This is a genomic window from Microbacterium sp. B19(2022) (assembly GCF_012030385.1).
Classification (GTDB): domain Bacteria; phylum Actinomycetota; class Actinomycetes; order Actinomycetales; family Microbacteriaceae; genus Microbacterium; species Microbacterium oxydans_B.
In genome coordinates, this window is sequence record NZ_JAAUVO010000003.1 from 18,197 (window position 1) to 32,344 (window position 14,148).

Genomic DNA, 14,148 nt, shown 5'->3' on the forward strand with positions numbered 1-14,148 from the left:
GTCATGCCATCGAAGACAGCTGGTCGCGGGAGATGGTGTGAGTGAGGGTGCGCCCCTCCGCGAAGGCTTCGACCTCGTCGACGACGATCCGCCCCTGGCGCCGGCGTCCCTGGCTCGTGCCGGCCGCCCGGTGCGGGGTGACCAGCACGCCGGGCAACGAGCGGAACGGACTGTCCGCGGCGAACGGCTCCTCGTCGAACACGTCGATCGCGGCGCTCAGTCGACCGCTCCGCACTTCGTCGATCAGCGCGGACTCGTCGACCAGCCACGAGCGTGCCGTGTTCACGAGTCCCGCGCCGTCGCGCAGGAGTGCGAGCTCGCGGCGGCCGATCAGGTGATGCGTCTCGGGCAGAGTCGGCGCGTGCACGGCGACGATCTGCGCGCGCCGCAGCGCCTCGTCGAGGGTGACCAACTCGGCCCCGAGCGCCGCGGCGGCGGCCGCATCGAGAGTCGGGTCGACCAGCAGCGGCTCGGCCCCGAGCGCACGGATCAGTTCGAGATACGCCCGTCCGGTGCGCGAGGCACCGATCACGGCGATGGGAGTGCCGAGGATCTCGCGCTGCACGCCCACGGCATCCGCGTCGTACCAGCCATCGTCGGCGCGCAGGGCGTTGTGCATCTCGGGCACCCGGTGCAGCAGCGCGAGCGTGAACGTCAACGACACCTCGGCGACCGGCCGTGCCATGCCCGCACCCGCCTGGGTCACGACGACGCCGCGGTCGAAGAGCGCATCCGTCGCGAAGGGCTTGATCGTGGCGCCGGTGTGCGCGATGAGTTCGAGCTTCGGCAGCGAGGCGAGCACCGCCGCATCGAAGGGACCGACGCCCCAGCTCGTGATCACAATGCGCGCCTCGGCGAGCTCCGCATCGGACAGCCGATCCACCCGGACGAACGACCCGCCCAGACCGGCGGCGACCGCCTGCAGCCGCTCCGCATCCTCACCCGAGAAGAACTCCGCGAAGAGCTCCTCGGAGACGACCGCGACCACGGTCGGCGCCACCGTTCCCACGCTCGCCGCCGCGCTCATCGCAGCCAGGCCTCGAGGTTCTCGGCGATGAAGGCGTCGTCGTTCAGGTCGGGGTACGCGTGGCGCACCCGCTCGATCTCCTCCGCCTGGCCGGGCGACAGCTCCTCTGCGGGGTCGAGGCACCAGGTGCCGTCGAGCAGACCCTGCTGGCGGAGCATCTCGTGCACGCCGGCGATCACTCCGTGGAAGTCGTTGCCCGGGTCGAACACGGCCTGGTTGACGTCGACCATGTCGGAGGCGACGAGCCCCAGGTCGCGGTACGCCTTCTCGTCTCCGGCCATCGCGCGCTGCGCGCGTTCGAGCAGCGCGACCGCGGCCCGCGTGCCGACCGCCCATTGGCCGAGCAGTCCGCCGACGAAGCGCAGCGTGCGCGGGCCCGACGGCGACTCCACGTGGAACTCGGAGAGCAGGTCGGCCACGATCGCGTCGTCGTTGCCGGTGTAGAGCGCGATCTCATCGGCGCGGCCCGAGGCGGCGACGCCGCGCACCAGCTCCAGCGTGCGGTATCGGTCGAAGGGCGCAGCCTTGACGGCGACGACGGCCGGGATCGAGGCGAACTCGCGCCAGAACTCGCGGTCGAGCACGGGGCCGCCGATCGCGGTCTGCAGGTAGAAGCCGACCACCGGCAGCACCTCGCCCACGGCGCGGGCGCGTTCGAGCAGGGCACGCTCGTCGGCGCCGGCCACGCGAGGGCTCACCAGCACGGCGTCGTAGCCCAGCCCGCGGGCGAGCTCGGCCTCGGCGACAGCCTGGGCGGTGCCACCGGCGACGCCGGCGATGCGCACCACGTCGGCACTCGCCCGCGCATCCAACTCCTCCGCGGCGAGCGCGAGCACGGGTTCGAACAGGGCGTGCTCGGGATCGCGGATCTCGAACTGGGTCGTGTGCACCCCGACGGCGACGCCCCCGGCACCCGCGTCGAGGTAGTAGCGGGTGAGCGCGCGCTGGCGACGCTCGTCGATGCGCCGCTCGGCGGTGAGGGCGAGCGGATGCGCCGGGATCACGGCACCGCGGGCGAGGGTGGCCGCGGCTTCCGGTCGCAGGGTGGGAACGGTCATCAGAACTTCCCGTCGCGGACTGCCCACTTGGTCGGCTTGGCGATCATCGGGAGGCCCTTCTCGATCCAGTCGGCCTGCAGCCCGATCAGGGTCTCGGCCGAGACAGCCGGGTAGCCGAACAACGCCATGCACCGGCGGGCGTCGCTGAGCAGCGCGGTGGGCTGCGGTTCGTCGACGATCTCGACCTCGCGGTCGAACAGGCTGCCGAAGCGGCGGGCGATCGAGTCGACGCTCAGCAGCTCGGGCCCGGTGAGGTTGATCGTGAACGGGGCGGTGGAGGCGTGCACGAGGCTGCGCAGCACGACTTCGTTCGCGTAGCCCTGCCAGATCACGTTGACGTTGGCGGTGGCGACCGAGACGGGCTGCCCCGCGTGCACGGCGCTGCCGATGTCGGCGAGCACGCCGTAGCGCAGGTCGACCGCGTAGTTGAGGCGGATGATCGCGACCTTGGTGCCGCGCTCCTGCGCCCCGAACTCGAACACGCGCTCGCGACCGAGGCACGACTGCGCATACTCGCCGATGGGTGCCGGCTGCACCTCTTCGGCTGCTCCGCCCGAGGAGGCGGGCAGGAAGGGGTAGACGTTGCCGGTCGAGAGCACCGAGATGGCGCTGTCGCGGTAGCGGCGGGCGACGCGGTCGGGCAGGGCGGCGTTGACCTCCCATGCCCAAGACGCGTTGGTGGCGGCACCGAACTTCGCGCCGACCATGAACACCACGTTGGGAGCATCCGGCAGGGAGGAGAAGTCGTCGTTCTCGATCAGGTCGAACGGGACGACCTTCACGCCCGCGGCCTCGAGGCGCTCGCGGATCGCGGCATCGCCGAAGCGCGAGACCGCGTACACGGCGTCGTCCTGGCGGCCGGCGGCATCCATCCCGCGGCGCGCGAGCATCGCCAGGGTCGGGCCCATCTTGCCGCCCGCCCCGAGGATCACGAGGTCGCCCGCCCCGCGTGCGAGGTCGTCGATCAAGCCGGCGCTCGGTGTGGCGAGTGCCTCCTCGAGATCGGCCTCTGAAGTGAAACTGTGCTGAGTCATGTGGTGCTTTCCCTTCTTCTCAGCCCTTGATGCCCGTACCGGCCACGCCCTCCTGCACGTAACGCTGAGCGATGAGGTACGCGAGGAAGATGGGCAGCAGTGCCACGACGGATCCGGCGAGCATGGTGCTCAGCGGGACGTTCTGCTGCTGCAGCGACGAGATGCCGACGGTGAGTGTGAACATCGCGTTGGACTTCGCGATGATGAGCGGCCACAGGAAATCGTTCCAGTGCCACAGGAAGACGAAGATGCCGAGCGTCGCCAGGATCGGCTTGCACAGCGGCAGCACGATCCGCAGGAAGATGCGGAACTCACCCGCACCGTCGATGCGGGCGGCCTCGAACAGCTCGTCCGGGAGGCCCGAGATGAACTGTCGCATCAGGAACACGGCCTGCGCGTTCGCGAGCGACGGCAGGATCAGGCCCCAGTACGTGTCGACGCCGCCGAGGTTCGCCATCAGGATGAACGTCGGGATGAGGGTGACGTGGAACGGGACCATCACCATCGCGAGGAACGACCAGAACATCACCTCCTTGCCGCGGAAGCGCTTCTTGGCGAAGGCGTAGCCGGCGAGTGCCGAGAGGAACAGCACGGCGACGACCGAGACGAGCGAGTAGATGAGCGTGTTGCCGAGCCAGCCGAGGATGTTCTGCCCGGCGAGCACCTGCTCGTAGGCCTCGAACGAGATGTCCTGGAAGGGCAGCAGCGAGCCGGGGAGCTCGACGACCATGCCGGGCTTCAGGCTCAGCACGACCATCGCGTAGAAGGGGAAGAAGCTGAGGATGCCGGCCAGGCTCAGCCAGATCCATCGCCCGACGATCCCCCACCCGGTCGGCTGGAGCGCGCGGTAGGCGCGGCGCTGCTTGGTCGACATCTTCGGCGGCATGACCGGCGACTGCGTCGGCGGCTGTGTCGGAGGCTGCAACAGAGCGGTCATTTCTGCTTTCCGATCACCAGGCGCTGGATGAGCGCGACGACGAGGGTCATGATGAACAGGGCCACGCCGATGGCGGCCGCGTAGCCGTAATCGAAGTAGCGGAAGCCCTGGTCGTAGAGCATGTAGACGAGCGAGTAGCTGGCGTTGGCCGGCCCGCCCTGGGTCATCACGTAGATGACGTCGAAGACCTGGAACGCGGCGGTCGTCTCGATCACCGCGAGGAAGAAGAAGGTCGGGCGCAGCACCGGCATGATGATGTACCGGAACCGCTGCCAGGCGTTGGCGCCGTCGACCAGCGCGGCCTCTTCGAGCTCGCGCGGCACGTCCTGCAGCGCGGCGATGAGGATCATCATCCCGTAGCCGAATCGCGACCAGACGCCGACTACGACGATGGCCGGGATGACGAGCACGGTGCTGCCCAGCCAGGAGCCGCCGAGACCCAGCGGGGTCATCAGCGCCGACCAGGGGCCGTTGGCGGAGAAGATCCAGACGAAGATCGAGCCGGCCAGCACCAGCGAGGTGATGACGGGGAGGAAGAAGATCGAGCGGAAGAAGCGTGCGCCCCGGAAGGCGCGGCGCACGCCGAGCGCCATCACGGTCGAGAGCACGAGTGCGATCGGCACCGCGAACACGGTGTAGATCAGTGTGGTGCCCATCGCCCGCCAGAACAGCGGGTCGGCGATCATGCGCTGGAAGTGGTCGAGCCCGCGCCACGAGATCTCGCCGGTGATGTCGTAGTCGAAGAAGCTCAGGGCGACGCCGACGATGCTGGGGCCGAAGCGGAAGGCGATGAAGAGGAGGAACGCGGGGAGCACGAACAGGAACGCGATGCGTGCCTCTCGCCGTGCGAGCACCCGTGCGACCCGCCCTGCGGGCCTCTTGGCCGTGGTTGCCGTCGTCATCAGTGATTCCTCACGTGGGGGAGTGAAGGGAACGGGGGCGTGCGGAGTTCGGGCTCCGCACGCCCCCGGTGCTGCTTACTTCTTGATGAGCGGTGCCGCAGCGGTCGCGGCATCCTTCAGAGCATCCTCCGGGGACTTGTCCCCGAGCAATGCCGCCTGGATCTCGGGAGCGAGCACACCCATCAGCGCACGCGACGAGGCGTTGAGCTCGCCGACCGTGGTGTTGGGCACGTACTTCTCGACCTCGCCGAGCAGCGGGTCATCCGCGTACAGCGGCTCGGTGGTGCTGAGCGCCGAGAAGAAGCCGGCGGCCTTCAGGTACGGCTCGATGACGTCGGCGCCGGTCGCGTACTCCGCGAACTTCGCCGCGGCATCCTGCGCCTTGGAGCCCTTGAGCACCGAGAGCGAGCCGACCGTGCCGTAGGCGACGGTCTCCTTCTCGGTCAGCGGTGCGAGGACCTTGACGTTCTCCTCGCCCCAGAAGGGCAGGACCTCGGGGACCGCGTTGTTCCACGTGCAGGCGACCTTGCCCTGAGCGACAGCCGTCTGCTCGAGCGGGACGTTGGTGGTGAGGGCCTCGGGGTCGAGCGCTCCGGCATCGGCCAGGTCGGTGAGGAAGGTGAGCGCCTTCTCGCCTTCCTTGCTGTCGAACCCGATGTCGCCGTCCTTCGTGTAGACCTCTCCACCGGCCTGCCACAGCAGCGGGTAGTAGGTGAGGTTCAGGGTGTTCTCGGCGGATGCCGGGTAGTTGAGGGCATACATGCCCTTCTCCGTGAACTTCGGGGCCATCTCGGCGATGTCGTCCCACGTCTCGGGGTATTCGGTGACGCCGGCGGCCTCGAACGCAGCCGCGTTGCACAGGAGGGGCTGGGCGCTGGTGAGCAGCGGAGCCCCGAGGATGTCGCCGTCGAGCGTGACCGACTTCTTCACGTTCGGCAGCAGGTCGCCCTGACGCTCTTCGCTCAGCAGGTCGTTGAGCGGCGCGATCGACTTCTGGTACGCCGCGAGCTGGTCGGGGATGAGGTAGACGACGTCGGGACCCTTGCCGGCGGCGATCGCCGTCTGGAGGGCCTCGTCGCGGTTGGCCCACGGGAAGATCTCGTACTTGACGTTGATGTTCTCGTTCTTCTTCTCGAAGTCGGCGATCGTCGAGTCCCAGAAGTCCTTGTGCACCGCCTCGTCGGCGATGACCGGGTAGAGCCAGACCGTGATGTCCTGCTCACCCTCTGCGGTGTTGCCTCCGCCGGCCGAACATCCGGCCAACAGGGTGGCGGCCGCGACTCCCGCGGCGACGCCGATGAACTTGCTGACGCGCATGGTGCTCCTTTGCTTGAACCGTGCTGAGTACGGTTCATTATGACACTGGGATGGGATAATTCGTCAAGTACAAGTTCCCAGACGGTTGTTTCAGGCGTGTTTCCCGTTCGAGAACAACAAAGCTTGATCTGAGAATTCGGTGTGCTAATTTGATCGCACCCGACGACGGAGAAGAAGAGGGGGCAGCACATGGCCGTGAACAGTCCGCGTTCGATCGTCGCTCGATCGGCTCTGCAGCTGCGTGACGCGGGCCCCGCGACCGTCAACGACCTCTCCCGTTCGCTCGAGATCTCGCGCACGTCGGTCGAGAACGCCGTGACCGTCCTTGCCGACTCCGGACTGATCGTCGACGCCCCGGCGCAGAACGGCGGCGGGGCCGGTCGACCCGCCCGCCGCTACTCGTTCCACGCGGCCGCCGGCACTGTGGTCGGCGTCGACATCGGCGTCGCCAGCGTGCGCGTCGTGCTGGCCGACCTCGCGGGAGTCGTGATCGTGCAGCGCAGCTACCCCGGCGTCGCCGAGCAGCCCGACGGCGCCTCCAAACTCACCGCCGTCATCGACGACGTGCGCCGCACCCTGTCCGACGCCGGGATCCCCGCGTCGAAGCTGCGCGCGGTCGGCGTCTCCCTCCCCGGCATCGTCGATGACACGGGGCGCGTGACCACCTCGGTCGTCATCCCCGAGTGGTCGGGCATCGACATCGGATCGCAGCTGCGGCAGGCGTTCGGCTGCCCCGTCGCGGTCGACAACGGCGTGCGCCTGGCGGCCGTGGCGGAGCACCACCTGGGTGTCGCACAGCTCGTCGACGATGTCATCTACCTCTCGGTCGGCAACCGCATCGCGATGGGCCTCATCCTCGGCGGCCGCCCGCGGCGCGGCATCCACAACGCCGCCGGTGACATCGGCCGCCTCGCCTTCCGCGGGCTGAACACCGAGACCGGGCAGATCTCGTGGCGCACCGCGCCGACCGCCGCCGAGGTCTTCGCGAGGGCACGCGGCGGAGACGCCGCAGCGCAGCAGGAGCTCGACGGCTTCATCGACGAACTCGCCCACGGGATCGCGACCCTGACGATGACGGTCGACCCCGCGATGATCGTGATCGGCGGCGGACTCTCCGCCGCACACGAGCAGCTGCTCGACCCGCTGCGGGCAGCGCTCCCCGGACACCTCGGCCTGCCGTTCCAGGTGCCGCTCGCCGAGGCCCGCCTGGGCGCCGAGGCCGCGGCGCACGGTGCGGTCGTGCACGCGTTCCAGCGGCACGCCGCCGAGATCTACGGCATCGACGACATGCCGGCCCCGCCCATCACCCCCCTGCCGGTCGAGCCGGTCGGGGCGGACGACACCACCGCCGTCGAGAGCATCGAGGAGAAGCAGTGAGCACGTTGAAGGTCGGACTCATCGGAGCCGGCGGCATCTCGCGCGTGCACGCCGACGCCTGGCGGGCGCTGGGTGCCGAGGGGTACGTCACCTCTCTGGCCGGTGCCGAGGAGATCGCCGAGGAGTACGGCTTCGAGCTCGTCTCCGACGTCGACACACTCATCGGGCTGGTCGACATCGTCGACATCGTGACCCCCAGCAGCACCCACGCCGACTTCGCCCTGCGGGCCATCGAGCGCGGGCGCGACGTCATCTGCGAGAAGCCGCTGGCCGCGACCGCCGAGGCCGCCACCACCGTCGCCCGCGCGGCCGAGGAGGCGGGCGTGCGACTCTTCCCCGCCCACGTCGTCCGATACATGGGCGAGTACGCGCAGATCAAGGCCGGCATCGACGCCGGGCGCATCGGCACCCTCGCGGTGCAGCGCTTCAGCCGCGCCGGCTCTGCGCCGCAGTCGCCCTGGTTCTTCTCGGAGAGCACCGGCGGCGGGGTCATCCGCGACCTGATGATCCACGACATCGACCAGGCGGTCTGGTTCGCCGGCCCCGTCGCCACGGTCTTCGCGGTGCAGAACCCGCCGACCGTCGACGACCGGGTTCCCGCACCCGTCACCGCGCACGTCGTGCTGACGCACCGCAGCGGCGTGATCAGCCACCTGCACGCCAGCTGGGTCGCCCCGGGGATGCCGTTCCGCACGAGCGTCGAGGTCGCAGGCTCCGAGGGCCGGCTGCGCTACGACAGCGCCGAGGACGCGTCGCTGCGCACGGATGCCGTGCTGGATGCCGGAGCCACCGACTACCTGCCGCCGATGTCGCCCGAAGAGAGCCCGTACTACGCCGAGATCGCCGACTTCGTGGCCGCGCTGCGCGAAGGCCGCGATGCCAGGGTGAGCCCGGCCGATGGCATCGAGGCCGTCGCGGTCGCCGAGGCCGCCTACGCCTCGATCGCCGCCGGCGCCGCCGTCGCGCTCCCCACCCCCGACCGCACCGAGGCCGAGGAGGCCGTCCGATGACCGCCCCCACCCCGCTGCGGATCGCCGTGCTGTCGTTCGCGCACACGCACGCCCTGAGCTACGTGCACGCACTGAAGGAGATGCCGGGCGTCGAGCTGATCGCCGCCGACCCCGACGGCGCCACGGCTCCGGACGACGCCCCCCGCGGTGCCGCACTGGCCGCCGAGCTCGGTGTCGCCTACGTCGAGACCTACGACGAGGCCTTCGCCTGGAAGCCGGATGCCGTCGTGATCGCCGCCGAGAACTCCCGGCACCGCGCGCTCGTCGAGCGCGCGGCCGCCGCCGGGGTGCACGTGCTGTGCGAGAAGCCGCTGGCCACGACCGTCGACGACGCGATCGCGATGCGCGAGGCGTGCGAGCAGGCCGGAGTGATCCTGATGGTCGCGTACCCGGTGCGTTTCGCGCCGAGCGTGCGCGACGCGATCGCCGAGCTGCGCAGCGGCCGCCTCGGCAAGGTCCTCGGCGTCACCGGCATCAACAACGGCAAGCTCCCGCAGGATCGCGCCTGGTTCACCGACCCCGAGCTGGCGGGCGGCGGCGCCCTCGTCGACCACGTCGTGCACTGCGCCGACCTGCTCGACGAGCTGCTGGGCGAGCGGGCGCAGTCGGTCCGCGCGGTGTCGAACAGCATCCTGCACGCGGAGCGCGAGCTCGCTGTCGAGACCGGCGGACTCGTCACGATCCAGTACCCGAGCGGCGTCGTCGCCACGATCGACTGCTCCTGGAGCTGGCCGATGAGCTCAGCCACCTGGGGCGGGCTCACGCTGCAGGTGGTGGCCGAGCGCGGCACCGTGACGGTCAGCCCCTTCGCGAAGGGCGTGGCCGGGCACGATGCACGCGGCGAGACCTGGAGTCCCGTCGGCGCCGACCTCGACGCCCTACTCCTCGAGGAGTTCGTCCGCGCCGTGCGCGAGGGCCGGCAGCCGCAGCCCGATGCCGGCGTCGGCATCCGCACGGTCGAGATCGCCAAGGCCGCCCAGCTCTCCGCAGCCCGCGCCGGCGAGGTCATCACCCTCGGCTAGACACCGCACCGCAGGATTCGCACGGCAGAGAGGCCAGCATGCACACCGCGCACAGCACCACCGGATGGCGACAGCGCGCGCTGGCCGTGATGCCGGTCGGGTCGAGCACCAACTCCAAGGCGCCGACGCTGCTGCCGGAGGAGCCCGAGGTCATCGTCCGCGGGCACGGATGCCGGGTGTGGGACGACCGGGGCCGTGAGTTCATCGACTACCGCTGCGCGCTCGGACCCGTGACCCTGGGCTATGCGGATCCGACCGTCGACACCGCGATCCGCGCCCAGCTCGACGACGGCATCCTGTTCGGCCACCCGCATCCGCTCGAGACGACCACGGCCGAGCTGTTCTGCTCCCTCGTGCCCGGTGCCGAGGCCGCGCGCTTCCTGAAGACCGGCGGCGAGGCGCTGGCGGCCGTGATCCGCATCGCTCGTGCGCACACCGGTCGCGACCGGGTCGTGCAGATCGGCTACAACGGCTGGCTCAACTCGCTCGCGGCGGGCGCCCGCGTGCTGCCCGGGGCGACGACGGATGCCGTGCCCGGCGTTCCGGCAGCCCTCGCCGCCCTGCACCACGCGGTCGACTGGGAAGACCGCGCGACCCTCGACCGGCTGTTCCTGACCCGCGGTTCGGAGATCGCGGTCATCGTCGTCGCTGCCGACTACCCGGCCATTCCCGAGGCGGCCGGCTTCTACCGCTACCTGCGCGACCTCGCCGACCGACACGGCGCCCTGCTGGCCTACGACGAGATGGTCACCGGCTTCCGAGTGGCGATCGGCGGCATGGCGGAGGCGACCGGAGTCCTCCCCGACCTGTCGGTCTTCGGCAAGGGCATCGCGAACGGGATGCCCCTCGCCGTCTACTGCGGACGCCGGAAGGTGCTCGGCGTGCTCGACCGCGGCGAGGCGGTCGTCACTTCGACCTACGGCGGCGAGACGCTGTCGCTCGCGGCAGCCACCGCGACGATGACCGCCATCCGCGACCGTGACGTGATCGCGCGGCTGCTCGCCTCCGGCACCCGACTGCAGAACGGCCTGAACGCGGTGTTCGCCGAGACCGGCTCCGGCATCCGGCTCGTGGGACACCCGGCGTGCCCGCAATTCGTCGGCGCCGATGCCGAGATCCAGGCCTTCCTGCGGGCGGCGTTCCGCCACGGACTCTGCTTCTATCGGGTCGTCTACGTCAACGCCGCGCACACCGACGCAGACATCGACGAGACGCTGCAACGCGCCGCGGTCGCCGTGCGTGAGGCGACGGCATGACCGGCATCGACGCACACACGCACCTCGACGAGGGACGGTTCGACCCCGCGGTCTTCGAGGCCGGTGACCGCCTGGGCATCGAGCTGTTCCTGTGCAGCAACCTCGGAAGCTTCCAGGCCCACCCGAGCCTCGATGAAGTGCGGGAGATGAACGACGTGCTGGCCGGCGAGCTGCGCCGATACCCCGACCGCCTGCGCGGCTACTGCTACGTCAATCCGCGCTTCGGCCGCGACAGTCTCGACGATCTGCGCCGCAACGTCGAGGACCGCGGGATGATCGGCATCAAGCTCTGGATCGCGACTCTTGCCGACGATCCACTGAGCGATCCGATCCTCGAGTACGCCGCCGAGCACCGGCTGATCGTGCTCGCGCATGCCTGGCGCAAAACCGTCGGGCAGTTCCCCTACGAGTCGACGGCCGACCACATCGCCGCCGCAGCCCGCCGTCATCCCGACGTGCGCTTCCTGATGGCGCACCTCGGCGGCCAGCCTGAGTCGGCCGTGAACGCGGTCGGCTCCGTGCCGAACGTGGCCGTCGACACCTCGGGCACGATCATCGGCGCCGGAGAAGTGGCACTCGCCGTGGAGCGCCTCGGCCCCGACCGGGTGGTGTTCGGATCCGACCTGCCCCACATCGACCTCGCGGCCAACGTCGGCAAGGTGCTCGGCGCAGGGCTCGACCCCGATGCCGAGGAGCGGGTGTTCGGCGGCACGGTCGCCCGCTGGCTTGCGGAGGTCGCGTCATGACCGTCCAGGCGCGACGGATGCTCCGCGCGTTCGCCGACCTCGGTGCGACCGACACCACGTGCTTCTTCGGACAGTGGCCGTACCGGCTCTCCGCCGCCGCGGATGCCGATGCTCTGCGCACTCACGCCGAACGCCTCGGCCTGCGCTCGGTCTGGGTCTCGCACCTGGCGTCCCTGTTCAGCTTCGACACGCGCACCGGCAACGAGGCCGTGCTCGCCGCGTGTGCCGATGACCCGCTCTTCCGCGTGTTCGCGACGATCGATCCGCGCGACCCGACCTGGCGCGAGGAGCTCGACGATGTCGTGGCCGCCGGCGCCCGCGGCGTGCGCGTCGCCCCGGGCTTCCATCGGTACGAGGCCTCCGCCGTGCGACCGGTGCTCGACGCGTGCGCCGACCGTGAGCTCCCCGTGCAGCTGATCGCCCGGCTCGACGACGCCAGGGTTCGGCATCCGCTCTCCCCCGCCGTCGACCTCGAGGTGCACCGGATCGCCGACCTCGTGCGCGAGAGTCCGGCTGCTCCGCTGCTGCTGAGCGGCCTCAACCGCGCGGATTGGATCGAGCTGAAGCGGCATCTCGGCGACGCCGCGCCCGAGTGGCTGCGGCTCGACCTCTGGCACGTGAACGGCCCCACCGCTGTCGCCGACGGTCTCGGAGTCGACCCGGAGCGCTGGGTGTTCGGCAGCGGTTTCCCCGTGCAGACCCCGGAGGCCACGGCGCTGCAACTCGTAGCCTCCGCGCTCCCCGACCACGCCCTGCGGGCGATCACGTCCGGCAACGCCGCCGCCCTGCTCAGCTGACGCCGCGCGCCACCCGGTGCGCGGTGGTCAGCCGATGGGGAAGCTCTTGATGTCGGGACGACTGTCGTCGCGCGACCCGGAGAACAGGCCGGGTGCGTCGATGACGAAGTCCGCCTGCGCGGCGATCAGGTCGAGTCGTGTCGTGAGGGAAGCGTGCAGGCTGCTCCATCCGGTCACGACGGCCGCGAAGCCGCCCGCTGCGACCGTCATCGTCCCGGGCGACCGAACGATGGCACCGTACGCGAACCACCCGGCGATCAGCATGATCGCGACCGCGGAGCATCCGGCGAGCCATCGCAGTCGGACCCGCAGCTGCTCTGTCCGATCCGCATCGTCGTCCATGAAGCCCCCGCAATCCGTTACCGCACCCATCCCCGTCCGGTGAAATGTTACACGTTGCTCCCTCGGCGCTCAACGAAACGAGGCGAACGCGGGGGCGGGGCCCCCGCGTTCGCACGTCCCCCCGACGTGGACCCTCACAGGCCCACGTCGGGGGGCGCAGCCCGGTGCGGGAGGGGGAGGCGCACCGAGAACAGGCGGCTTTCGCCGCGGTCAGTCGCGGTGGTCTCGAGTGGATCGAGATCCGCGTCTCATCCGAGCCGGCCACTCCCCAGTGCCGTTCTCGAACAACGATGAGTCCACTCTATATGACATTCGACCAGCTAACGTGTTACCTTCGTCCACAATCTCGCCGGATCATTCCGACCCCACGGGCATGGGATCGACGCGACTACCGTTGCATCAGCAGGCAGCATCCGTCACGGAGGGAACACCATGCGCATCGATCTCGCGGGCAGGACCGCACTCGTCACCGGCTCCACGCAGGGCATCGGGCGGGCGATCGCCGCGGCGCTGGCCGACGCGGGCGCCCGCGTGGCGGTCAACGGCCGCAAGCCCGACACGGTCGCCTCCGTCATCGCCGAGATGCAGGCCGAGAACCCCGAACGCGATCTCGTCGCCGCCGCGGGCGATGTCACCGATCAGGCCGGAGCGGATGCGGTGCTGGCCGCGACCGGCGACGTCGACATCCTCGTCAACAACCTGGGGATCTTCGGCGCGACGCCCGCACTCGACATCACCGACGACGAATGGCGCCGCTACTTCGACGTGAACGTGCTGGCAGCCGTGCGCCTCATCCGCGCCACGCTCCCCGGCATGACCGCTCGCGGCTGGGGTCGGGTGCTCGACATCGCCAGCGACTCGGCCGTGGTGATCCCCGCCGAGATGATCCACTACGGCATGTCGAAGACGGCCCTTCTCGCGGTGTCGCGCGGGTTCGCGAAGGAGGCCGCGGGCACGGGGGTGACCGTCAACTCGGTTCTCGCAGGTCCGACCCACACGGGCGGCGTCGAGGACTTCGTGTACGAGCTCGTCGACCCGAAGCTGCCGTGGGACGAGGCGCAGCGCGAGTTCATGCGGCTGCATCGCCCGCAGTCGCTGCTGCAGCGCCTCATCGAACCCGAGGAGATCGCGAACATGGTCGCCTACCTGGCCTCCCCACTCGCCTCCGCGACGACCGGCGCGGCTGTTCGGGTCGACGGCGGCTACATCGACTCGATCGTCCCCTGAGGAGATGCGGCGGCGCACACCCGTCCGGTTCGCACCTCCTCCCAGCTCCGCAGTACGGACGTCGGGAGAACGGACGGATGTCGGGAGACACGCCGC

At 70.1% G+C, this 14,148-nt stretch carries 14 protein-coding genes; 7 read left to right on the forward strand and 7 right to left on the reverse strand.

What is annotated here, in order from left to right:
- Nucleotide 1 precedes the first annotated feature (1 nt).
- From HCX50_RS03180 to HCX50_RS03205, 6 genes are all read right to left on the reverse strand, one after another.
- Nucleotides 2-1,027 carry a hydroxyacid dehydrogenase gene (locus HCX50_RS03180; RefSeq protein WP_167632993.1) on the reverse strand — a complete coding sequence of 342 codons (1,026 nt, stop codon included), beginning with the start codon at nucleotides 1,025-1,027 and terminating at the stop codon, nucleotides 2-4.
- Complete coding sequence (locus tag HCX50_RS03185) at nucleotides 1,024-2,085, reverse strand: dihydrodipicolinate synthase family protein (RefSeq protein WP_167632994.1); 1,062 nt, start codon at nucleotides 2,083-2,085, stop codon at nucleotides 1,024-1,026. Before HCX50_RS03185 ends, HCX50_RS03180 begins: the two co-directional genes overlap by 4 nt.
- Entirely contained in the window at nucleotides 2,085-3,119 is a 1,035-nt protein-coding gene (locus tag HCX50_RS03190; RefSeq protein WP_167632995.1) for an NAD-dependent epimerase/dehydratase family protein, read from the reverse strand. The genes HCX50_RS03185 and HCX50_RS03190 overlap by 1 nt, the downstream gene beginning before the upstream one ends.
- A gap of 19 nt (nucleotides 3,120-3,138) precedes the next feature.
- The gene (locus HCX50_RS03195) at nucleotides 3,139-4,056 is read right to left on the reverse strand and encodes a carbohydrate ABC transporter permease (RefSeq protein ID WP_029263159.1); all 918 of its coding nucleotides are present in this window, start codon (nucleotides 4,054-4,056) and stop codon (nucleotides 3,139-3,141) included.
- Nucleotides 4,053-4,958, reverse strand: a complete 906-nt coding sequence (locus HCX50_RS03200; protein ID WP_029263160.1) for a carbohydrate ABC transporter permease — start codon at nucleotides 4,956-4,958, stop codon at nucleotides 4,053-4,055. Before HCX50_RS03200 ends, HCX50_RS03195 begins: the two co-directional genes overlap by 4 nt.
- A 75-nt stretch (nucleotides 4,959-5,033) precedes the next feature.
- Complete coding sequence (locus HCX50_RS03205; RefSeq protein WP_167632996.1) at nucleotides 5,034-6,275, reverse strand: ABC transporter substrate-binding protein; 1,242 nt, start codon at nucleotides 6,273-6,275, stop codon at nucleotides 5,034-5,036.
- Nucleotides 6,276-6,464: 189 nt separating this feature from the next.
- On the opposite strand from HCX50_RS03205, the gene HCX50_RS03210 reads away from it, so the two are divergent.
- The 6 genes from HCX50_RS03210 to HCX50_RS03235 are packed head-to-tail and all read left to right on the forward strand — an operon-like array spanning nucleotide 6,465 to nucleotide 12,483.
- On the forward strand, nucleotides 6,465-7,652 hold the full coding sequence (locus tag HCX50_RS03210) for an ROK family transcriptional regulator (protein ID WP_167632997.1): 1,188 nt from the start codon (nucleotides 6,465-6,467) through the stop codon (nucleotides 7,650-7,652).
- Nucleotides 7,649-8,662: a Gfo/Idh/MocA family protein gene (locus HCX50_RS03215; protein WP_167632998.1), complete on the forward strand. Its 1,014-nt coding sequence runs from the start codon at nucleotides 7,649-7,651 to the stop codon at nucleotides 8,660-8,662. Before HCX50_RS03210 ends, HCX50_RS03215 begins: the two co-directional genes overlap by 4 nt.
- Nucleotides 8,659-9,684: a Gfo/Idh/MocA family protein gene (locus tag HCX50_RS03220; protein ID WP_167632999.1), complete on the forward strand. Its 1,026-nt coding sequence runs from the start codon at nucleotides 8,659-8,661 to the stop codon at nucleotides 9,682-9,684. The genes HCX50_RS03215 and HCX50_RS03220 overlap by 4 nt, the downstream gene beginning before the upstream one ends.
- A gap of 38 nt (nucleotides 9,685-9,722) precedes the next feature.
- A complete protein-coding gene (locus HCX50_RS03225) occupies nucleotides 9,723-10,940 on the forward strand; it encodes an aminotransferase class III-fold pyridoxal phosphate-dependent enzyme (RefSeq protein ID WP_167633000.1) in 1,218 nt (405 codons plus the stop codon).
- Complete coding sequence (locus HCX50_RS03230; protein ID WP_091027560.1) at nucleotides 10,937-11,686, forward strand: amidohydrolase family protein; 750 nt, start codon at nucleotides 10,937-10,939, stop codon at nucleotides 11,684-11,686. The genes HCX50_RS03225 and HCX50_RS03230 overlap by 4 nt, the downstream gene beginning before the upstream one ends.
- Nucleotides 11,683-12,483, forward strand: a complete 801-nt coding sequence (locus tag HCX50_RS03235) for an amidohydrolase family protein (protein ID WP_167633001.1) — start codon at nucleotides 11,683-11,685, stop codon at nucleotides 12,481-12,483. Before HCX50_RS03230 ends, HCX50_RS03235 begins: the two co-directional genes overlap by 4 nt.
- Nucleotides 12,484-12,510: 27 nt before the next feature.
- On the opposite strand, the gene HCX50_RS03240 is transcribed toward HCX50_RS03235, so the two are convergent.
- Complete coding sequence (locus tag HCX50_RS03240; RefSeq protein ID WP_167633002.1) at nucleotides 12,511-12,825, reverse strand: hypothetical protein; 315 nt, start codon at nucleotides 12,823-12,825, stop codon at nucleotides 12,511-12,513.
- Nucleotides 12,826-13,257: 432 nt separating this feature from the next.
- On the opposite strand from HCX50_RS03240, the gene HCX50_RS03245 reads away from it, so the two are divergent.
- The gene (locus HCX50_RS03245) at nucleotides 13,258-14,052 is read left to right on the forward strand and encodes an SDR family NAD(P)-dependent oxidoreductase (protein ID WP_167633003.1); all 795 of its coding nucleotides are present in this window, start codon (nucleotides 13,258-13,260) and stop codon (nucleotides 14,050-14,052) included.
- Nucleotides 14,053-14,148: the final 96 nt, after the last annotated feature.